General features: G+C 73.6%; 18 protein-coding genes. 10 read left to right on the top strand and 8 right to left on the bottom strand.

Annotated features, from left to right (window positions below):
• Nucleotides 1-121: 121 nt before the first annotated feature.
• Nucleotides 122-1,168, bottom strand: coding sequence for an ABC transporter substrate-binding protein (locus ACF07V_RS09250; RefSeq protein ID WP_392152654.1), 1,047 nt, complete (start codon nt 1,166-1,168; stop codon nt 122-124).
• 230 nt (nt 1,169-1,398) lie between these two features.
• Here ACF07V_RS09250 and ACF07V_RS09245 point away from each other — a divergent pair, with 230 nt between their 5' ends.
• Together ACF07V_RS09245 and ACF07V_RS09240 are read left to right on the top strand one after the other, a co-directional pair.
• Nucleotides 1,399-2,535, top strand: coding sequence for a hypothetical protein (locus ACF07V_RS09245; RefSeq protein ID WP_392152652.1), 1,137 nt, complete (start codon nt 1,399-1,401; stop codon nt 2,533-2,535).
• Nucleotides 2,536-2,582: 47 nt separating this feature from the next.
• Nucleotides 2,583-2,717 (top strand): hypothetical protein, encoded by a 135-nt coding sequence (locus ACF07V_RS09240; RefSeq protein ID WP_392152651.1) that lies wholly within the window; start codon nt 2,583-2,585, stop codon nt 2,715-2,717.
• A gap of 146 nt (nt 2,718-2,863) precedes the next feature.
• On the opposite strand, the gene ACF07V_RS09235 is transcribed toward ACF07V_RS09240, so the two are convergent.
• The 3 genes from ACF07V_RS09235 to ACF07V_RS09225 are packed head-to-tail and all read right to left on the bottom strand — an operon-like array spanning nt 2,864 to nt 5,792.
• Nucleotides 2,864-3,805, bottom strand: coding sequence for a 3-oxoacyl-ACP reductase (locus ACF07V_RS09235; RefSeq protein WP_392152649.1), 942 nt, complete (start codon nt 3,803-3,805; stop codon nt 2,864-2,866).
• Between the two features lie 13 nt (nt 3,806-3,818).
• Nucleotides 3,819-4,895, bottom strand: coding sequence for a Zn-dependent alcohol dehydrogenase (locus ACF07V_RS09230; RefSeq protein ID WP_392152647.1), 1,077 nt, complete (start codon nt 4,893-4,895; stop codon nt 3,819-3,821).
• Nucleotides 4,896-4,919: 24 nt separating this feature from the next.
• On the bottom strand, nt 4,920-5,792 hold the full coding sequence (locus ACF07V_RS09225) for a MaoC/PaaZ C-terminal domain-containing protein (RefSeq protein WP_392152645.1): 873 nt from the start codon (nt 5,790-5,792) through the stop codon (nt 4,920-4,922).
• Between the two features lie 262 nt (nt 5,793-6,054).
• Here ACF07V_RS09225 and ACF07V_RS09220 point away from each other — a divergent pair, with 262 nt between their 5' ends.
• Genes ACF07V_RS09220 through ACF07V_RS09205 form a run of 4 tightly spaced genes read left to right on the top strand, consistent with a single transcriptional unit; the run spans nt 6,055 to nt 9,476 of the window.
• The gene (locus ACF07V_RS09220) at nt 6,055-6,978 is read left to right on the top strand and encodes an ABC transporter ATP-binding protein (RefSeq protein WP_392152644.1); all 924 of its coding nucleotides are present in this window, start codon (nt 6,055-6,057) and stop codon (nt 6,976-6,978) included.
• Entirely contained in the window at nt 6,975-7,697 is a 723-nt protein-coding gene (locus tag ACF07V_RS09215) for an ABC transporter permease (protein WP_392152642.1), read from the top strand. The genes ACF07V_RS09220 and ACF07V_RS09215 overlap by 4 nt, the downstream gene beginning before the upstream one ends.
• A gap of 25 nt (nt 7,698-7,722) precedes the next feature.
• On the top strand, nt 7,723-8,874 hold the full coding sequence (locus ACF07V_RS09210) for a sensor histidine kinase (protein WP_392152641.1): 1,152 nt from the start codon (nt 7,723-7,725) through the stop codon (nt 8,872-8,874).
• On the top strand, nt 8,871-9,476 hold the full coding sequence (locus tag ACF07V_RS09205; protein ID WP_359516619.1) for a response regulator transcription factor: 606 nt from the start codon (nt 8,871-8,873) through the stop codon (nt 9,474-9,476). Before ACF07V_RS09210 ends, ACF07V_RS09205 begins: the two co-directional genes overlap by 4 nt.
• Here the strand turns inward: ACF07V_RS09205 and ACF07V_RS09200 are convergent.
• The 3 genes from ACF07V_RS09200 to ACF07V_RS09190 form a co-directional block, all read right to left on the bottom strand.
• Nucleotides 9,458-10,909 carry an MFS transporter gene (locus tag ACF07V_RS09200; protein ID WP_392152640.1) on the bottom strand — a complete coding sequence of 484 codons (1,452 nt, stop codon included), beginning with the start codon at nt 10,907-10,909 and terminating at the stop codon, nt 9,458-9,460. The genes ACF07V_RS09205 and ACF07V_RS09200 overlap by 19 nt on opposite strands.
• Before the next feature lie 62 nt (nt 10,910-10,971).
• A complete protein-coding gene (locus ACF07V_RS09195; protein WP_392152639.1) occupies nt 10,972-12,168 on the bottom strand; it encodes a lipid-transfer protein in 1,197 nt (398 codons plus the stop codon).
• Between the two features lie 13 nt (nt 12,169-12,181).
• A complete protein-coding gene (locus ACF07V_RS09190) occupies nt 12,182-14,353 on the bottom strand; it encodes an acyl-CoA dehydrogenase (RefSeq protein ID WP_392152638.1) in 2,172 nt (723 codons plus the stop codon).
• Between the two features lie 160 nt (nt 14,354-14,513).
• Here ACF07V_RS09190 and ACF07V_RS09185 point away from each other — a divergent pair, with 160 nt between their 5' ends.
• The 4 genes from ACF07V_RS09185 to ACF07V_RS09170 all read left to right on the top strand — a co-directional run bounded on the left by ACF07V_RS09185 (nt 14,514) and on the right by ACF07V_RS09170 (nt 17,162).
• Nucleotides 14,514-15,392 (top strand): NmrA/HSCARG family protein, encoded by an 879-nt coding sequence (locus ACF07V_RS09185; protein ID WP_392152637.1) that lies wholly within the window; start codon nt 14,514-14,516, stop codon nt 15,390-15,392.
• 29 nt (nt 15,393-15,421) lie between these two features.
• Entirely contained in the window at nt 15,422-15,844 is a 423-nt protein-coding gene (locus ACF07V_RS09180) for a MarR family winged helix-turn-helix transcriptional regulator (protein ID WP_392152636.1), read from the top strand.
• Between the two features lie 142 nt (nt 15,845-15,986).
• Nucleotides 15,987-16,391 carry a DUF4259 domain-containing protein gene (locus ACF07V_RS09175; protein ID WP_392152635.1) on the top strand — a complete coding sequence of 135 codons (405 nt, stop codon included), beginning with the start codon at nt 15,987-15,989 and terminating at the stop codon, nt 16,389-16,391.
• Nucleotides 16,392-16,532: 141 nt separating this feature from the next.
• Nucleotides 16,533-17,162, top strand: a complete 630-nt coding sequence (locus ACF07V_RS09170) for a class I SAM-dependent methyltransferase (RefSeq protein ID WP_392152633.1) — start codon at nt 16,533-16,535, stop codon at nt 17,160-17,162.
• A 13-nt stretch (nt 17,163-17,175) separates the two neighbouring features.
• Here ACF07V_RS09170 and ACF07V_RS09165 read toward each other — a convergent pair whose 3' ends face one another.
• On the bottom strand, nt 17,176-18,768 hold the full coding sequence (locus ACF07V_RS09165) for a hypothetical protein (RefSeq protein WP_392152631.1): 1,593 nt from the start codon (nt 18,766-18,768) through the stop codon (nt 17,176-17,178).
• Nucleotides 18,769-18,999: the final 231 nt, after the last annotated feature.

The raw sequence follows: 18,999 nt of genomic DNA, 5'->3' as shown, positions 1-18,999 counted from the left end.
GGCGCCGCTCTCGCGGAGGTGGCCGGCCGCCGTCGGGGTTGCTCCATTGCGGGTCGCGGTGATCCCGGGCCGACCGGCCCCCGGCGCCGTCGGCCGACGCCGGGGGGGATGCGGGCCGCCGCTACTTCACGAGGTTCGCGCGCAGGTCGTCGAGGACGCTGTTCGCGGCCGTGACGCCGAGGCCGAGGTACCAGGTCTCGTCCGGGACGTCCTTGGCCCGACCGGCCTTGACGGCCTTGAGGTTCTTCCAGAGCGGGTTGGCCTGTGCGGTGTCCTTCTTGGTGGCCTTGGCGTCGCCGTAGACGCCGGTGAAGATCCAGTCGGCGTCGGCCTCGTCGATCTTCTCGGGGCTGATCTCGGCCGCCAGCTCGTTGATCTGCTGGTTCGCGGGCCGGGGCAGGCCGGCGTCCTCCAGGATGGTGCCGATGAAGGAGGCCTTGGCGTAGAGGCGGATCTTGCCCGGGAGGTAGCGGACCATCGAGACGGTCGGCTTGTTCGGGCCGCCGGCCGCGCCGATGTCTGCGCCGAGCTGCTTCGCCTTGGTCTCGTAGGCGGCGAGCTTCGCCTTCGCCTCGGCGGTCCTGTCGAGCGCGGCGGCGTTGAGGAGGTAGTTCTCCTTCCAGGTGAAGCCCGGGCGGATGGAGAACACGGTCGGCGCGATCTTCGACAGCTCGTCGTACTTGTCGGCGGCGCGCAGCTGGCTGCCGAGGATGAGGTCGGGCTGGAGGTTGGCGATGGCCTCCAGGTTGAGGTTGTTGATGGTGCCGACGGACTTCGGGGTGCCGGCGTCCTTCGCGAGGTAGCCGGGGATGCCGTCGTCGCCCTCGGAGGGGGCGTAGCCGACGGGCTTGACGCCCAGGGAGACGACGTTGTCGAGCTCGCCGACGTCGAGGACGACGACCCGCTTGGGGGCGGCCTCGAGTTCGGTCGTGCCGAGGGCGTGGGTGAGGGTGCGGGGGAACTGGCCCGGCTTCGCGTCGGTGCCCATGGCCGCGGTCCTGGCGGCGGCGTCGCCGAAGTCCTTGCCTCCGGTGGCGACGTCCTTCTTCTTGGCCGTGTCGTCCTTCGTGGCGGAGTCGGAGCTCCCGTCGCCCCCTCCGCAGGCCGCGAGCGAGAGCGCGGCGGCGAGGGCGACGACGGCGGCGGTGCCGCGGCGGCGGAGGGACATGAGAAGGCTCCTGTACGGGTCGTCCTGGCGGGGACACGGGCACGTCCTGACGGAGACACAGCCTCCGCTTAGGTTCGCCTTACCTTACTCACCACGGGTCACTCCAGCACAACCGCCCCCTCACCCTCAGCCGAACCGCCGCAGGGCCACCCTTATGTGTGAAGTGACCCCACTCGTGTTGTTCGGCTGGAAGTGCGAAAACTAGCTTCGTGGCCGGAGGTGACGAGTCGATGACAGCGTGTGCCATCGAGACCACGGCCGAGGACGACGACCGCGACGCGGGTGCGGCCTGGCCGGCGGGGTTCACGATCACGGCCAACGGCGCGTACGCGGCCAGGCTCGCGGGCGTCGGTGACGCCCTGTACGTGGAGAGGTGGACCCTCGACGGCCCCGAGCCGTACGCCGTCCCGCTCCCCCTCGACCAGCCGGAGGAGGCGGGCACCCAGCTGCTGCCCCTCGCCGACGGCCGGGTCCTCGTCGCCCGCCGCGTGGACGGCCGGCGGCACACGTTCTCGCTGCTCTACCCCACCGGCCCGGCCACCGGCGAGCTCCGGCTCGGCGCGGTGGAGGCGCCCGGCTCCGAGCGTCTCGTGCTGCTCCCGCCCTCGCCGGACGGCATCTGCGCGTACGCCCTGTGCGTCGGCCCCGCCACGACCACGCTGTGGCTGGTGGCGGGCGGGGCCTTCGGCCCGGAGCAGGTGGCGGAGGTCAGGGGGCGTTGCACGGGCGGGGTGTGGCTCGACCGCACGGGCCGGATGCTCGCCCTCGACCGGCGGCTCGGCGACGGGCCGGTGAAGGCCGTCGCCGTCGACCTGGAGCGGGGCGGGGAGGTGACGCCGCTGCTCCAGATCACCGAGGAGAGCGACGACCGGCTGCTGCTCGCGGACCCGGACAGCGGGCTGCTCCTGATCCGCTCCGACGCGCCGTCCCCGGGGCACGACCGGCTCGGCTGGGGCGTGCTCGGATCCCTGCTGCCGGTGCGGTTCCCCGAGTGCCTGCGGCTCGACGACGCGGCGGTGACGCCGTTCGCGGTGCAGCCGGGGCAGGTCCTGATGCCGGAGAGCTGCGCGGTGGCGCTGCGGATCGACGCGGCGGGCGGCAGCTGGGTGGGCGCCTGGCAGCCCTCGTCCCGCCGAATGGCCCAACTGGCCGTACCCCAGGGCTGGCTGGCCGGAGCGGGACTGTGGACGGCCGGGGGCGTCCTGCGGCTGCCGTACGCGACGGCCGAGGTGCCGTGCGGTCTCGCCGCCCTGGAGGTGCCGCCGGAGCCGGAGCCCGAGCCGGTGGTGGTCGTCGAGGAGCCCCGGGTGTGCCGACCGGTGCCTTTGCAGCAGGCTCCTCTGACGGACCGCAAACCGGCTGGCTAGACTCACGGCCGCACAGCAAGAGCAAGACACACGGGGTGAGTTCCAGCATGTCCGAAGCAAGCACGCAGGGTTCGGAGTCGCACGGCTCCGGGAAGCACCGCGGTCAGGCCTCGCCGGCGGAGGACTCCACGTCCTCCCCGCACGGCCGGCACCGCCGCGAGGCCGAGGCCCACGCGCAGTAGGAAGAACGGAGCGAAGGGCCCCGGGGTTCCCCCCGGGGCCCTTCGCCGTTCCCCACCACCCGTCTCGCGACGGGCCCCCGCCACCCGCCCCCCGTGGCTCAGGGGGCGCCTTGCCGGCCAGGCCGGGCTCACCGACAAGACACCCCCTAGCCCTTCTTCAGACCCAGCACCTCCGTCGCGGCGAAGGTCTCGCCCGCCGGGCGGGAGGCGTAGTGCGGGGTCAGGAGGGAGTCCAGCTCCTCGTACGTGAACGCCTCCTTGGCCGTGTCGAACTTGGCGGACACCTTCGGCCGGTCCACGACCGCCACCATCCCGCCGTGCACGACGAGCAGCTGCCCGTTGACCCCGGACGCCGCCGGGGACGCCAGATAGCCGACGAGCGGCGCCACGTGCTCCGGGGACAGCGGGTCGAGCTCCCCCTCCCCCGGCTCCCCGAAGCCGGCGAAGACGTCCTCCGTCATCCGGGTCCTGGCCCGCGGGCAGATCGCGTTGGCCGTCACGCCGTACCGGGCGAGCGCGAGCGCCGACGAGGTCGTCAGGCCCACGATGCCGCCCTTGGCCGCCGCGTAGTTGGGCTGACCGGCCGAACCCGCGAGGAAGGCCTCCGAGGACGTGTTGACGATGCGGCCGTAGACACCGGCCTCACCCGCTTTGGCGCGGCCCCGCCAGTGCACCGCCGCGAAGTGGGTGGTGTTGAAGTGGCCCTTGAGGTGGACCCGTACGACCGAGTCCCACTCGTCCTCGCTCATCGAGAAGACCATCCGGTCGCGCAGAATGCCCGCGTTGTTGACGAGGACGTCCAGCTTCCCGAACTCGGTCACCGCGAGGTCGACCAGGCCCCGTGCCGTCTCGAAGTCGGAGACGTCGCCGAGGTGGGCGACCGCCCGGCCGCCCGCCGCACGGATCTCCGCCGCGACCTCCTCGGCGGGGGCGGCGGAGGCCGCGCCCGAGCCGTCGCGGCCGGGCTGCCCGTAGTCGTTGACGACGACGGCGGCGCCGAGCCGGGCCAGTTCCAGGGCCTCGGCGCGGCCGAGACCGCGCCCGGCGCCGGTGACGATCGCGCTCAGTCCCTCAAGAGGGAGCGACATGGGTCAGGTCCTCTCAGATCTCGATGCAGGTACGGAGGGCCGCGCCGGTCCGCATCTGCTCCAGGGCCTCGTTGATGCCCGCCAGCGGGACCCGGTGGGTGATGAGCGACTCCAGGTCGATGCGGCCGGCCCGCCAGAGCGCGATGGCCCGCTCGTACGAACGGAGCACGTCCCCGCCGCCGTACATCGAGGGCAGGATCCGCTTCTCGTCGAAGAACAGCTCGAACATGTTGAGCTGGAGGAAGTCGTCGAGGGCGCCCGCGCCGACCACGCAGAGGGTGCCGCCGCGACGGGTCGTCTCGTACGCGGTGCGCGCGGTGGCGGACTTGCCGACGACCTCGAAGACGTAGTCGAAGCCCTCGCCGCCGGTGATCCGCTGCTTGGCGTCGGCGAGCGCGTCGGGAGCGACCGCCTCGGTGGCGCCGAACCTCAGCGCGGCCTCGCGGCGGGACTCGACGGGGTCGACGGCGACGATCTGGGCGGCGCCCTGGAGCTTGGCGCCCTGGATGGCGGAGATGCCGACACCGCCGCAGCCGATGACCGCGACCGAGGAACCGGCCTCCACCTTGGCCGTGTTGATCGCCGCGCCGAGGCCGGTGGTGACGCCGCAGCCGATGAGGGCGGCGATGTCGAAGGGCACGTCGTCGGGGATCGGGACGGCGCAGCCCGCGTCGACGACGACCTCCTCGGTGAAGGTGCCGGTGCCGGCGAAGCCGAAGACGTCGCCGCCGGGGCGCTTGAAGTTGGGGACGCCGGCGTTCATGAAGCCGGCCAGGCACAGCTGCGTCTGGCCGCGCTTGCAGGCGGGACAGCCGCCGCAGGCGGGCAGCCAGCACAGCAGGACCCGCTGGCCCTGGCTGAGGCCGGTGACGCCGTCGCCGACGTCGAGGATCTCACCGGCGCCCTCGTGGCCGGGGATGAAGGGGGCGGGCTGCGGGAGGACGCCGCTCATCGCGGAGACGTCGGAGTGGCACAGGCCGGTGGCCCTCACCCGGATCCGGACCTTGCCCGGGCCGAAGCCCACCGCCTCGACGTCGTCGAGGACTTCGAGTTTGTCCTGGCCGATCTCGTGCAGTACGGCTGCGCGCATGGTGCGGCTCCCTCCGTGATGGGTCTACGAGTGTTCGACGAGGGTGTCGGCGAGGACCGGGGCGTCGTCGCGCTCCACGGCCGTCACCGCCACCTGGACGCGGCCGTCCCCGGCCCACATCCGGATGCGCAGGGTCTCGCCCGGGAAGACGATCCCGGCGAAGCGGGTGCGGTACGCGCGGACCCGGGTGACGTCCCCGCCGAGCACCGTGTCCACCACCGCCTTGAGGGTCATGCCGTACGAGCAGAGGCCGTGCAGGATCGGCCGGTCGAAGCCGGCCAGCTTGGCGAACTCGGGGTCGGCGTGGAGCGGGTTCCAGTCGCCGGAGAGCCGGTAGAGCAGGGCCTGTTCCTCGCGGATGGGCCGCTCGACGGTGGCGTCGGGCTCGCGGTCCGGGAGGGCGAGGCGCTCGGAGGGCCCGCGGTCGCCGCCCCAGCCGCCCTCGCCCCGTACGAAGATCGACGCGTCGCTGGTCCAGAGCGGCCCGTCCTCGTCGGCGGCCTCGGAGCGCAGGACGAGGACCGCGGCCTTGCCCTTGTCGTACACGGCGGCGACGCGGGAGGTGGAGACGGCGCGGCCGCCGGTGGGCAGCGGGCGGTGGAGGGTGATCGACTGGCCGCCGTGCAGGACGGCGGCGAGGTCGATGTCGATGCCGGGGGCGGAGAGCCCGCCGACGACCCCCATGCCGGCGCCCGCGACGGTGGCGAAGCTGGGCAGGACGTGGAGCTTGGACTCCAGGGTGTAGCGGAGCTCGTCCGGGTCGGTCGCGGGGCTGGGTTTGCCTTGGGACGAGCCCGCCCCGAGGCCCAGGTGGTAGAGCTGGACGTCCTTGTGGTCCCAGGAGATCTCGGCGCTGCGGGGTTCCGCGGCGACGGCCTTTGCGGGGTCGATGGGCATCGGGCTGCTGCTCCTTGTGGCGGGTGGAGACCTCGGCGCGGCCGTCCGCACCGTCGACCGCACCGAGGCCGTGCGGGACCGTCCCGATACGCGCCGGATCTAGAACGCGTTCCAGTTCGGTGACCCATGTATAGCGGAGGGGCGGGGGGTTGTGAAGCCCTCCTGACGGTACGTCAGATGAGGGGCCCGGGACATTTGTCACGGCCGGGTCCGTACATTCACGCCTGCCGGACCCCGGGCCCCGCTCCGTAGCGTCGGAGGCATGAAGAACGAGACAGCGGTCGCCTTCACCGGAGTCACCCGGTCCTTCGGACCGGTCCGCGCCGTGGACGGCATCGACCTCACCATCCGCCGCGGCGAGACCGTCGCCCTGCTCGGCCGCAACGGCGCCGGCAAGTCCACCACCATCGGCCTGCTCCTCGGCCTCGACGAGCCCGACGGCGGCGAGGTGCGGATCTTCGACGGCACCCCGGCCCAGGCCGTCGCCGCCGGCCGCGTCGGCGCGATGCTCCAGGACGGCCGCCCGGTCCCCCGGGTCACCGTCCGCGAGCTCGTCACCTTCGTCGCCCGGACCTACCCCGAGCCCATGCCGGTCTCCGAGGCCCTCGCGCTCGCCGGCCTCACCGACCTCGCCGGCCGCCGGGTCGACCGGCTCTCCGGCGGCCAGGTCCAGCGCGTCCGCTTCGCCGTCGCCCTCGTCGGCAACCCCGAGCTGATCGTCCTCGACGAGCCCACCGCCGCCCTCGACGTCGAGGCCCGCGAGATCTTCTGGGAGTCGATGCGGGGCTACGCCCGGCGCGGCAACACGATCCTCTTCTCCACCCACTACCTGGAGGAGGCCGACGCCAGCGCCGACCGGATCGTCGTCGTCGACTCCGGCCGCGTCCTCGCCGACGGCACCGCCGAGCAGCTCAAGCGCGCGGCAGGCGGCAGCCTCGTCTCCTTCGACCTGGCCGGCGCCCCCAGCGAGGGCCTGACCCTGCTCCCCGGAGTGACCGCCGTCGAGATCCGCGGCGACCGCGCCCGGCTCCACACCGACGACTCCGACGCGACCGTCCGCGCGCTCGCCGACCGCGACGCGATCCGGGGCCTCGAAGTCGCCCCCGTGTCCCTCAACGACGCCTTCCTCACCCTCACCGCGCACGCCCCGGCCGCGCAGGCCCCCGCCCTGGAGACGACCCGATGATCACCGAGTACGTACGCCTCGAAGTCCGCCGCACCCTGCGCGACACCGGGTTCGCCATCGGCACCATCGCCGTCCCGGTGATGATGTACCTCCTCTTCACCAACCTCGGCGGCCAGAACGAGGAGGAGTGGAAGGCCGCCTCCATGGTCGGCATGGCGGCGTACGGAGCGCTCGGCGCCGCCCTGTCCACCGGCACGGGCGTCGCCGAGGACAAGGGGTCCGGCTGGCTGCGGCAGCTGCGGATCACCCCGATGTCCCCGCGCCAGGTCGTCACCGGCCGCGCCCTCACCGGCTCGGTGGTGGTGCTCCCGTCGATCCTCGGAGTCCTCCTCGCCGGCGGCCTGTTCAACGGCGTCCACCTGGCGGCCTGGCAGTGGGCCGTGGTCACGCTCACCCTCTGGCTCGGCTCGCTCCCCTTCACGTTCCTCGGCATCGGCAACGGCTACCGCCTCACCGCCCAGACCACGGGCGTCGCGAACATCGCCTGCAACCTGGGCCTCGCGGTCCTCGGCGGCCTGTGGTTCCCGGTGAGCCTCTTCCCCGGCTGGCTGCGCTCCCTCTCCGGGTACACCCCGACCAACCGCTTCGCCGAGCTCGGCGTCTCGCTCACCCAAGGCCACGCGCCGGGCGCGGCGGCGCTCGCGGTCATCGCGGTCTGGGCGGCACTGTTCGGTGCGTACGCGGCGGCCTCGTACCGTCGTTCGGCGAGGACGGCATAGGGAGAGGACGGTGCGGGGAGTGAACATGACGATCTGGCGGCGGTGGAGAGCCGCGGCGCGCAAGCGCGACGACCGGGGGCCGAGCGGGCTGAGTCTGCTCCCCTGGCTCCTGATGGGCCTGGGTGCGCTCTCCCACCTCCTCGGCGGCGATGCGCCGAACCCGTGGATCGGCGGCCTCGGGCTGCTCGCCTTCAACTCGCTGTACATCGCCATCGTGTTCCGCGCCTTCGACCCGCGCTGCCGGGAGACCCCCCTGACCTGGGGACTCCTCATCGGCCTCGGAGTGCTCACCTTCGGTCTCGCCATCGGGTACGGCCGGGAGTGGCTGCTCCTCTTCCCGCTCCTGGGCCTCGGCGTCGGCGCGGTGGTGCGGCGCGGCCGGCTCCTGCCCGCGATCACGTTCCCGCTGGTCGCCGCGGTCGGCGCCGTGACCTTCTGGAGGGACGGCTGGGACTCCATCGGGATCGTGTACGGCACGTTCATCTCGATCATGGTGACGGCGGCGATCCTCGCGCTCGACGAGACGGTCCGGCAGCTGCGGGCGACCCGGGAGGAGCTGGCGAGGGCGGCCGTCGAGAAGGAACGGTTGCGGTTCTCGCGCGACCTGCACGACCTGCTCGGCCACACGCTGTCGGTGATCGTCGTGAAGTCCGAGGTCGTACGCCGGCTCGCCCCGCGCGACCTGGACGCGGCCCTCGCGCAGGTCGCGGACATCGAGTCGGTGGGCCGTCAGGCGCTCACCGAGATCCGGGAGGCGGTGACCGGCTACCGCGAGGGCAGCCTCGCCACCGAGCTGGACCGGGCGCGCGACGCGCTGTCCTCGGCCGGCATCGAGCCCGTCGTGCGCCGCTCGGGCCCGCTCCTGGAGCCCCAGACGGAGGCCCTGCTGAGCTGGGTGGTGCGGGAGTCGGCGACGAACGCGGTACGGCACAGCGGCGCGTCACGCTGCGAGATCGCCCTCTCCGGCGCGGAGGACCGGGTCCGCCTCACCGTCACGGACAACGGCCGGGGCCCGTCGAGCGGCACCCCGGGGAGCGGACTGCGCGGTCTGCGCGAGCGGGTGGCCGCGGCAGGCGGCACTCTTGACTCGGGACCCGCTCCGCGGGGCGGGTTCCGGGTCACCGCGGAACTCCCCGTGGAGACCTCCGTACAGCACCGGGGGGAGCCCACGGGATGATCAGACTGCTGCTCGCCGAGGACCAGGGCATGATGCGCGGGGCGCTGGCCCTGCTGCTCGGGATGGAGCACGACATCGAGGTGGTGGCGCAGGTCGGGCGGGGCGACGAGATCGTCGACGCGGCGCTCGTCGCGCGCCCGGACGTGGCCCTGCTCGACATCGAACTGCCGGGGCGTTCGGGCCTCGACGCGGCGGCGGACCTGCGGGACGAGGTGCCGGACTGCCGGGTGCTGATCCTGACGACCTTCGGCCGGCCGGGGTATCTGCGGCGGGCGATGGAGGCGGGGGCGGCGGGCTTCCTCGTGAAGGACGGCCCCGTGGAGGATCTGGCCGAGGCGGTCCGGCAGGTGCTGCGGGGCGAGACGGTCATCGATCCGGCGCTCGCGGCGGCGGCCCTGAGCGCGGGCCCGAACCCCCTGACGGGGCGTGAGCGGGACGCCCTGGCGGCCTCGGTGGACGGCGCGACGATCGCGGACATCGCCGCGACCCTGCACCTCTCGGAGTCGACCGTACGGAACTACCTCTCCTCCGCGATCGGCAAGACGGGCACCCGCAACCGCATGGAGGCGGTGCGGGCGGCACGTCAGCAGGGCTGGCTCTGAGCCTTCGCGGGGCGCTTCGGGAGCCACAGGAGCATCAGCAGGGCCGCGCCGACAAGGACGGCCGTCGAGACGCGGAAGGCCGCCGCGTAACCGGCGGTGAGGGCGGCGGGGTCCGGTGAGGCCCCGCTCACGGCCGTGGCGAGCGTGGTGAGGATCGCGATGCCGAGGGCGCCGCCCATGGTGCGGGAGGTGTTGACGAGACCGGACACGAGGCCCGCGTCGCCGGGGGCGGCGCTGGAGGTGGCGAGGGTGGCCAGCGGGGTGGTGGCCAGGCCGATGCCGGCCATCATCAGGATCCCGGGGCCGAGGATCGTCGTCAGGAAGCTGCCGTCGGCGGTCATCGTGGACTGCCAGGCGAAGCCGGTGGCCCCGATGAGCGCGCCGGTCGCGGCGAGCTTGCGGGCGCCGACGGACGGCATGAGGCGTGGGGCCAGCTTCGAGCCCAGGATGACGCTGAGGGAGCTGGGGACGAGCGCCAGACCGGCCTGGAGCGGGCTGTAGCCGAGGACGGTCTGCGCGTATGTCGTCATGAAGAACCACATGCCGAAGGAGCTCGAACCGCTCAGCAGGATCCCCACGTTGGCCGCCGACACCGCCCGCGTGCGGAACAGCTTCAGCGGCATCAGCGGGGCGGCCGTGCGGGCCTCCACGGTCACGAAGACGGCGAGGAGCGCCAGGCCGCCGAGGAGCGTCAGGAGGGTCGACGGGGCGGTCCAGCCGGCCTCCTCGGTCTGGACGATGCCGTACGCGAGGGTGGCGAGGCCCGCGGTGACGAGGACGGCGCCCGGCAGGTCGAGGCGGCGGCCGGTGCCGGTGCGGCTCTCGCGGAGCCACAGCACGGCGCCCGCCAGGACGAGCACGCCGATCGGGACGTTGACGAGGAGGACCCACCGCCAGGACAGCAGGTCGACGAGGAGCCCGCCGACGAAGCCGCCCGCCGCGCCGCCGGCCGCGCCGACCGCCGTCCAGGTGGCGATGGCCCGGGTCCTGGCGGGTCCGGCCGCGACGGCGCCGGTGACCAGGGTCAGCGTGGCCGGCGAGAGGACGGCCGCGCCGAGGCCCTGGGCCGCGCGGCCCGCGACGAGCTGCCAGCCCTCCTGGGCGAGGCCGCCCGCGACCGAGGCGGCGGTGAAGAGCCCGAGTCCGAGCAGGAACATCGCCTTGCGCCCGTAGAGGTCGGCGGCCCGCCCGCCGAGCAGCATGAACCCGGCGAAGGCGATCGCGTACGCGCTGATCACCCACTGCAGGCCGGCCGCCGAGAGCCCGAGGTCGGACCGCATCGACGGCAGCGCCACGTTCACGACCGAGACGTCGAGGACGACGAGGAACTGCCCCGCGGAGGCGGTCAGGACGACCGTCCATGCGCGGGGTGAGGGTGGGGCGGCGGAGGACGTGGCGGTGGCGGCGGAGTCGGTCTGCGGCATGAATGTCATGGTCGCAGACCGCTTCAGCCCCGTACATACGTCCTTCGGAGGCCGTGTCCGAGCCCTCGGACCTACGCCTTCCGCAGCAGCGTCACCACCGCCGCGCCGCCCAGGCCGATGTTGTGCGCCAGTCCGACCCTCGCCCCCGCGACCTGCCGGGCCCCCGCCTCGCCCCGGAGCTGCCAGACCAGTTCGGCGGCCTGGGCGAGGCCGGTCGCGCCGAGCGGGTGGCCCTTGGAGATGAGGCCGCCGGAGGGGTTCACGACCCAGCGCCCGCCGTACGTGGTGGCGCCCGACTCGACGAGCTTGCCGGAGGCGCCCTCCTCGCACATGCCGAGGGCCTCGTAGGTCAGCAGCTCGTTGACGGAGAAGCAGTCGTGGAGTTCGACGACGTCGACGTCCTCGATGCCGAGGCCGGAGCGCTCGTACGCGAGGCGGGCGGCGGCCCGGGACATCGGGCGGCCGACGGCGTCGATGCAGGAGCCGGAGGCGAAGGACTCCTCGGTGTCGGTGGTCATCGCCTGACCGGCGATCTCCACGGCCCGGTCGCGCAGCCCGTGTTCGTCGACGAAGCGTTCGGAGACGACGACGGCGGCGGCCGCCCCGTCGGAGGTGGGCGAGCACTGGAGTTTGGTGAGCGGCCGGTGGACGGTCTTCGCGGCGAGGATCTCGTCGACCGTGTAGACGTCCTGGAACTGGGCGTTCGGGTTGTTCGCCGAGTGCTGGTGGTTCTTGGCGCCGACGGCCGCGAGCTGCACCTCGGTCGTCCCGTACCGCTCCATGTGCTCACGGGCGGCGTTGCCGAAGATCTGGGCGGTGGGCGGGGACATCTCGAAGCCGTGGGCGGCGGCCATGATGCCGTAGTGCCGGGCGACGGGAGACGTGGCGAAGTCGCCGGCCCCGCCCGCTCCGCCGCCGAGCGAGCCCCGGCTCATCTTCTCGAAGCCGAGGGCGAGGACGCAGTCGGCGATGCCGCCCTCGACGAACTGCCGGGCCGTCATGAGGGCGGTGGAGCCGGTCGCGCAGTTGTTGTTGAGGTTGTAGACGGGGATGCCGGAGAGCCCGAGTTCGTACACCGCGCGCTGGCCGGCGGTGGAGGCCTGGAAGCAGTAGCCGACGGCGGCCTGCTCCACGCGCGCGTAGGGGACGCCCGCGTCGGCGAGGGCGGCGGTGCCCGCCTCCCTGGCCATGTCCCAGTACTGCCAGTCCCGGGTCTCCGGCTTCTCGAACTTCGTCATCCCGACGCCGACGACGTACGCCTTGCCCATAGGAGGTTCCCCCTCAGTCCTTCGGGAGGCCGAGCAGGCGCTCGGCGACCACATTGAGCTGTACTTGCGTGGTGCCGCCCGCGATGGTGAGGCAGCGGGACATGAGCAGGCCGTGGACGGCCCGTTCGCCGGGGCCCTCGCGCACGGCGCCTTCGGGGCCGTGGAGTTCGAGGGTGAGTTCGGCGAGCTTCTGCTGGTGGAGGGTCTGGACGAGCTTGCGGACGCTGGCGCCCGCGCCGGGTTCGAGACCGGACACCTGGAGCAGGGTGGTGCGCAGTCCGATGCACGCGAGCGCGTGCGCCTCGGCGAGCAGCGCCCCGATCCGTACGCGTACGGAGCTGTCGACCCGGTCGGCCCGGTCGATGACGGCTTCGAGGCCGGTGTCGAAGGCGACCTGGTCGGCCATGTGGACGCGTTCGTTGCCGAGGGTGTTGCGGGCGACGCGCCAGCCGTCGTTCACCTCGCCGACGACGGCGTCGGCGGGGAGGAGGGCGTCGTCGAACCAGACCTCGTTGAAGAGGGAGTCCCCGGTGATCTCCTTCAGCGGCCGGATGTCGATCCCCGGGGTGTTCCGCATGTCGACGAGGAAGTAGGTGAGCCCCTGGTGCTTGGGGGCGGTGGAGTCGGTGCGGGCGAGCAGGATGCCGTGGTGGGCCCACTGGGCGGCGCTCGTCCACACCTTCTGCCCGTTGATCCGCCAGCGCCCGTCCTCGGTGCGTTCGGCGCGGGTGCGGAGGGAGGCGAGGTCGGAGCCGGCGCCGGGCTCGGAGAAGAGCTGGCACCAGAGCCGTTCGCCGCGCAGGGTCGGGCCGAGGTGCTCGGCCTGCTGCTCCGGGGTGCCGTGGGCGAGGAGCGAGGGGACGACCCAGGTGGCGATGCCGAGTCCGGCGACGGTGATCCCGGCCTCGTCGAGTTCGCGCTGGACGGCGAGCTGCTGGAGGGGGCCGGCGCCGAGCCCGTACGGCTCCGGGAGGTGCGGGGCCGCGTAGCCGGTGGGGGCCAGGGCGCGCCGGGCGGCGGCCGGATCGAGCCCGGCGGCGGGGGCGACGGCCTCGCGGGCCTCGCGGCGGTACGTGTCGGCCTCGGGCGGCAGGTCGAGGCGGAGGCCGCGGCGGACACCGGCGGAGGCGTGCCGGAGGGCGGCGAGCCGGTGGTGGTCGCCGGTGCCGAGGAGCTGGCGGGCCACGAGGGCGCGGCGGAGCAGCAGATGGGCGTCGTGCTCCCAGGTGAAGCCGGTGCCGCCGAGGATCTGGATGCAGTCCTTGGCGCAGGTGTAGGCGGTGTCGAGGGCGGTGGCGGCGGCGAGCGCGGCGGTGAGGGAGCGGACTCCCTCCTGGCTGTCCTGGCCGGCGCGGGCGGCGTCCCAGGTGAGGGCGCGGGCCTGTTCGAGCCGGACGAGCATGTCGGCGCAGAGGTGTTTGACGCCCTGGAACTGTCCGATGGGCCGGCCGAACTGCTCGCGGGTGCGGGCGTGTTCGGCGGCGGTGTCGACGGCACGGGCGGCGGTGCCGCAGGCGTCGGCGGCGAAGAGGACGGCGGCGAGGTCGTGGACGAGGGAGGTGTCGAGGTCCAGGGCGCGCGCGGCGGGCACGTGGGCGGCGCGGGCGGTGATCTCGGCGGTGGGCCGGGTGGGGTCGGCGCTCTCGTGGGGCCGGACGGCGAGGTCCTCGGTGTCGGCGGCGAGCCAGACGGAGCCGTCGGCGGTGGCGGCCCGGAGCAGCACGAGGCCGGCCTGGGCGCCGCCGAGGACGGGGGGCGCGGTGCCGTCGAGGAGGTAGCCGCTCGCGGTGCGGACGGCGGTGAGGGTGCCGGTGCCGCCGAGGGCGACGGCCCCGATCCGCTCCCCACGCGCGAGCGCGCCCGCGGTTTCGTGCTGCCCGCACCGGTGGAGGAGTTCGGCGGCGAGCGCGGAGGGCAGGTAGGGCCCGGGCAGCAGGGCCCTGGCCGCCTCCTCCACGACGACGGCGAGGTCTCCGAGGTCGCCTCCTCCGCCGCCGTGCTCCTCGGGGAGGTGCAGTCCGAGGAGTCCCTGTTCGGCGGCGGCGTCCCAGTAGGCGGGGCGGCCGGTGGCGGTGTCGGGGACGTCCAGGTGCTTGCGGACTTCCTCGGGGGGTACGGCGCGGGTGAGCCAGCCCCGGACGGATCGGGCGAGCTCCCGCTGTTCGTGCGTGATGGCGATGCCCATGGGCCGCAGACTAGAACACGTTCCATTCTGACGGAAGGTCAGAAACCCGATTCGGGAAAACCTGCGTGACGCAGAGAAAGTGGGGTAGGGTCTTCTGTGTAACGCAGAGAATGCACTGCACAGCCACTACGCCGATCCAGGCACTACCCCAGGGGGAACCATGCTCACCGTCGCCGTCACCGGAGCCACCGGAGCCCAGGGCGGAGCCACCGCCCGCAGCCTGCTCGCCGCGGGCCACCGGGTCCGCGCCCTCACCCGCCGCCCCGACTCGCCGTCCGCCGACGCCCTGCGCGCCCTCGGCGCCGAGGTGCGGTACGCGGACTTCGACGACCGCTCCTCGCTCGACACCGCCCTCGCGGGCGCCGACTCCCTCTTCGCCGTCACCGCCTTCGAGGCCGGCGCCGAGACCGAGATCCGGCAGGGCAGGGCCCTCGTCGACGCGGCGGCGACCGCCCGCCTCGGGCACGTCGTCCTCACCTCGGTCGCCCACGCCGACCGCGACACCGGCGTCCCGCACTACGAGAGCAAGCGGGCGGTCGAGCGCTCTCTCTACGCCTCCGGCACGCCCTGGACGGTGATCGGCCCCGCCGCGTTCATGGACAACTACACCGGCGGCTGGACCGCCGACGGACTGCGCGAGGGCACCTTCGCCTGGCCGATGCCGGCCGACCGCCCGCTCGCGCTCATCTCCTCACGGGACATCGGCGCGTTCGCCGCGCTCGCCCTCGGGCGCCGCGAGGACTTCACGGGCCGGCGCATCGACATCGCCTCCGACGAGCGCACCCCCGGGGAGATGACCGGCATCCTCGCCGCCGCCATGGGACGCCCGGTCTCCTACCAGGAGGTCCCGCTCGCCCATGTGCGCACCCGGTCCACGGACCTGGCCGCGATGTTCTCGTACTTCACGACGACCGGTCTCGACGTGGACGTCGCCGGGCTGCGCCGCGAGTTCCCCGAGGTCGGCTGGCACGGTTTCGACGACTGGGCCCGGACGCAGGACTGGACGTCGATACTGACGCCGGAACCGTCCCACCGCTGACCCCTTCCCCACCGTTTGGAGAGTCCCGGATGGAGCGCAGGCCCAAGCCCATCGGCTTCCTGCTCAACCGCACCGACGAAGCCCTCACGCGTGTCATGGACGGCACACTCGGGGAGTTCGGCCTCACCCGCCTCGCCTGGCAGGTGCTCAACGTCGTCGAGGACGGCGACGGAACGACCGACGCCGAGGTCCTGTCGGTCCTCTCGGCCAACGCCGACGCCCCCGCCCTGACCGCCGCCATCGACACCGCCGTCACCGGCGGCTGGGTCTCCCGCCCGGCCCCGGGACGACTCGCCCTGACCCCCGACGGCACCCGCCGGCTGACCGAGGTCGGCACCCGGGTGGCCGCCTTCCGCGCCCGATCGGTCGAAGGCATCTCACCGGAGGAGTACGGGACCGCCGTCCGCGTCCTGGAGCGCATGATCGAGAACCTCGAAGGGCCCCAGGCCTGACGCGGACCCTGTGACGGCATCGCCGGGAACCCGGGGGCGATGAAGGTGGCCATGCGCACCCAACTGGGCATCGACGACTGAGTGTCAGTGGTGGCTGCCACGATGCGCGGAGACCTGAACGACTCTCGAGAGCGAGCATGCCATGGGCACCTGGGACATCGGCCCCTTCGACAACGACACCGCCGCCGACTTCTCGTACCGGGTGGACGAGGCGCCGGAGGAGAAGCGGGCCGGGATCCTGCTCGCGGCCTTCCACGAGGTGACGACGACGGGCGAGGAGTACCTCGACTCGGACCTGGCGGTGGAGGCGATCGCGTCGGCGGCGCTGGTGGCGGCGCAGTGCCCGGGCGGGGAGCCGGTCACCACCTCGTACGGCCCGAAGAAGCCGCTGCCCGCCCTTCCGGCGGAGCTGCGTCCGACGGCCGTCGAGGCCCTGGACCGGGTCCTCACCGAGCCGTCCGAACTCCTGGAGCTCTGGGAGGAGTCGGACGGGGAGGAGTGGAAGGAGGGCGTACGGCGGCTGCGGGCGGTCCTCGCGGGAGGCTGACCCGTCGCCGGGCCGTCAGGCCCGTGGGCCCTTCACGTGCACCGCGCTGGAGAGCGGCCGCTCCGTGACCGTGGTGGTTCGCGCGCGGCGCATAGGGCACCATGGGCGCCCGTAGACGCGTACCCGCCAGTAGGAGTGACCATGTCCGAGCCCTCGCCCGAGATTCTTGCCGCCTTCGAGGCCGCGAAGGGGTTCATGCCCGTCGGGGAGGGGCTCGCCCTGTACGGGGCGGCCGTCGAGGCGGCGAAGCTGGGACTGCCGCTGCTCGAGGTCGGGACGTACTGCGGGCGGTCGACGATCCTGCTCGCGGACGCGGCCCGGCAGGCGGGGACGGTCGCGGTGACCGTGGACCACCACCGGGGCAGCGAGGAGCAGCAGCCGGGCTGGGAGTACCACGACGCGAGCGTGGTGGACCCGGAGGTGGGGCTGATGGACACCCTGCCGACCTTCCGCCGGACGCTCCACAAGGCGGGCCTGGAGGAGCACGTCATCGCGGTGGTCGGCCGTTCGCCGCTGGTCGCGAAGGCCTGGGCCGGTCAGCTCGGGCTGGTGTTCGTCGACGGCGGGCACACCGACGAGCACGCCACGAACGACTACGAGGGCTGGGCCCCCAAGGTCGCCCCCGGGGGCCTGCTGGTCATCCACGACGTCTTCCCGAACCCGGAGGACGGCGGCCAGGCGCCGTACCGGATCTACCTCCGCGCCCTGGAGTCGGGTGACTTCGAGGAGGTCTCGGTCACCGACTCGCTGCGGGTGCTGCGCCGCCGCTGACGCACGTGACGGCTCAGAAGAGCGAGGTCACGTACAGGCAGTTGGTGTAGCTGTAGCCCGGTTCGATCTTCGTCTTGCTCGACTTGGTGTCCCCCGCCGTGGAGGTGCCGGTGGCCGCCCGCTTCTGGAGGAAGTGGTAGTCGCCGGCGGGCAGGAGCAGGGTCGCCTTCGGGTACTTCGAGGACGGCCCCGAGCAGGCCTTGATCTTCGGGGAGTTCACGAGCAGCGGGGTCTGGTACTTCGTGCAGGTCCCGCACGCCTTGAGGGTGACCTTGCCGGTCATCGGGCCCGTGTAGAGCAGCTCGACCTCACCGGGGCCGTCGTTGCTGACGACCATGACCATGCGGGCGCCGCCGGGGACGTCGGCCGGGGGCAGGCGCTTGCCGGCGGCCGGCTCCTCCTCGGCGATCTCGGCGGCGATGGCGATCGAGCGGGCGTGCGCGGCCTGCGGGCTGTTCGGGTAGGTCTTGGCGTAGTCGGTCATGGTCGTGGCCGCGGTGCTGAACTCCTTGTCCCTGAACTGGTCGGTGCCGCAGGCGAAGTCGCCCTTCTGGACCGCGTCCGCCGTCTCCTTCGAGGCGGGTTCGAGGGACGGGTCCGCCATGTCGTCGAGGGAGGACCGCAGCACGCGCAGCTCGGCGGTGGCGTCGCAGGGCTCGGCGCCGCGGAGTGCGGTGGTGCGGGTCCTGATGGCTGCCCTGACGGCCGGTTCGACGCGGGTCGCCTGGGTGGACTTCGGGAAGGTCCTGAGGAGCTCGTTCAGGCTCTCGCCGGCCGTCGGGTTCGCCGTCTGCACGCCGAGCGCCGCCGTGCCGCACTGGAAGAGCGACTCGGCGAGCGGCTCGTCGGTCTTGGCGGGCCGGGAGCCGAGCAGCTCCTTGTCGACGGTGGCGGGGAGCTCGCGCAGGTGCTTGAGCGGCGGGACGGCCGCGCAGTACTGCTTCTTGTCGTACGGGGCGGAGACGGTCTTGTAGTACGCGTCGAGGCGGTCGGGGACGAGCTTCCCGGCCCGCGAGCCGGCGTGCTTCGTGCCGAGGTCCTGGTAGGTGTCGAGCGCCTTGCGGTAGGTCGGCTCGGCCTTGTCGAAGGCGAGGCCGTCGGCGGACTTCACGAGCGAGTCCGCCGCCGCGAGCCGTTCGAGGAGCGCCTGCTCCTCGGCCTCGTCGCGGGCGGCGCCGTACGCGAGCGAACCGCCCGCGGGGACGGCGAGCAGCACGAGGGCGAGCGGGAGCGCGAGGCGCCGGAAGGAGGCCCCGATCCGGAGGGTGGCGCGCAGTCCGCGCCGGGCGCCGTCGGCGGCGACGGCGAGCAGGAAGACGCCGTAGCCGACGAGGAGGCCGAAGGGCACTCCGTCGACGTCGGCGGGGAGCGCGGCGACGAGCAGGACGGCGGTGGCGAGCCAGCAGACCGCGGCGCCGACCCAGTTCCGCAGCAGGACGTAGCCGAGCCCGAGGCAGGAGAGGTTGAGCAGCCCGACCATGGCGGCCTGCGCCGGGTTCGCGTCGCCGGGAGGCTGGGGGCCGTGCCCGGGCGGCGGGCCGAAGCCCGGCGGGGCGCCGGGCGGCGGCGGCAGGGTCCCGACCCCCGCCCACCCGGGCGCGGTCACGGGCCCGGGGGCAACACCGGGCCCACCCACGGGACCGGGCACAGGCCCGGCACCGGACGAGGCGGCCGCGGGCGGAGCGCCGTCGGCCCCGGCGCCGGCCGGCGGCCCGAAGGCGAGCGTGGGCCCACCAGCGCCGGGAGCGGCGCCGGACGGGGCGCCGGGCGCCGCCGTGGGCGGAGTGGCCTCGGCCCCCGCACCTGGCGGCGGCCCGAAGGCGAGCGTGGGCGCACC

The sequence above is a fragment of the Streptomyces sp. NPDC015661 genome (assembly GCF_043077765.1).
Lineage (GTDB): Bacteria > Actinomycetota > Actinomycetes > Streptomycetales > Streptomycetaceae > Streptomyces.
Note: the sequence above shows the minus strand (reverse complement) of the source record. Positions and strands in the feature narration are given on the sequence as shown.

What these genes read in the sequence shown, in the direction of transcription:
- ACF07V_RS09185 (WP_392152637.1), top strand. Translation starts at nt 14,514, where the DNA reads ATGCTCACCGTCGCCGTCACCGGAGCCACCGGAGCCCAGGGCGGAGCC.
- ACF07V_RS09190 (WP_392152638.1), bottom strand. Translation starts at nt 14,353, where the DNA reads ATGGGCATCGCCATCACGCACGAACAGCGGGAGCTCGCCCGATCCGTC.
- ACF07V_RS09175 (WP_392152635.1), top strand. Translation starts at nt 15,987, where the DNA reads ATGGGCACCTGGGACATCGGCCCCTTCGACAACGACACCGCCGCCGAC.
- ACF07V_RS09250 (WP_392152654.1), bottom strand. Translation starts at nt 1,168, where the DNA reads ATGTCCCTCCGCCGCCGCGGCACCGCCGCCGTCGTCGCCCTCGCCGCC.
- ACF07V_RS09205 (WP_359516619.1), top strand. Translation starts at nt 8,871, where the DNA reads ATGATCAGACTGCTGCTCGCCGAGGACCAGGGCATGATGCGCGGGGCG.
- ACF07V_RS09245 (WP_392152652.1), top strand. Translation starts at nt 1,399, where the DNA reads ATGACAGCGTGTGCCATCGAGACCACGGCCGAGGACGACGACCGCGAC.
- ACF07V_RS09225 (WP_392152645.1), bottom strand. Translation starts at nt 5,792, where the DNA reads ATGCCCATCGACCCCGCAAAGGCCGTCGCCGCGGAACCCCGCAGCGCC.
- ACF07V_RS09195 (WP_392152639.1), bottom strand. Translation starts at nt 12,168, where the DNA reads ATGGGCAAGGCGTACGTCGTCGGCGTCGGGATGACGAAGTTCGAGAAG.
- ACF07V_RS09230 (WP_392152647.1), bottom strand. Translation starts at nt 4,895, where the DNA reads ATGCGCGCAGCCGTACTGCACGAGATCGGCCAGGACAAACTCGAAGTC.
- ACF07V_RS09180 (WP_392152636.1), top strand. Translation starts at nt 15,422, where the DNA reads ATGGAGCGCAGGCCCAAGCCCATCGGCTTCCTGCTCAACCGCACCGAC.
- ACF07V_RS09210 (WP_392152641.1), top strand. Translation starts at nt 7,723, where the DNA reads ATGACGATCTGGCGGCGGTGGAGAGCCGCGGCGCGCAAGCGCGACGAC.
- ACF07V_RS09235 (WP_392152649.1), bottom strand. Translation starts at nt 3,805, where the DNA reads ATGTCGCTCCCTCTTGAGGGACTGAGCGCGATCGTCACCGGCGCCGGG.
- ACF07V_RS09240 (WP_392152651.1), top strand. Translation starts at nt 2,583, where the DNA reads ATGTCCGAAGCAAGCACGCAGGGTTCGGAGTCGCACGGCTCCGGGAAG.
- ACF07V_RS09220 (WP_392152644.1), top strand. Translation starts at nt 6,055, where the DNA reads ATGAAGAACGAGACAGCGGTCGCCTTCACCGGAGTCACCCGGTCCTTC.
- ACF07V_RS09170 (WP_392152633.1), top strand. Translation starts at nt 16,533, where the DNA reads ATGTCCGAGCCCTCGCCCGAGATTCTTGCCGCCTTCGAGGCCGCGAAG.
- ACF07V_RS09200 (WP_392152640.1), bottom strand. Translation starts at nt 10,909, where the DNA reads ATGACATTCATGCCGCAGACCGACTCCGCCGCCACCGCCACGTCCTCC.
- ACF07V_RS09215 (WP_392152642.1), top strand. Translation starts at nt 6,975, where the DNA reads ATGATCACCGAGTACGTACGCCTCGAAGTCCGCCGCACCCTGCGCGAC.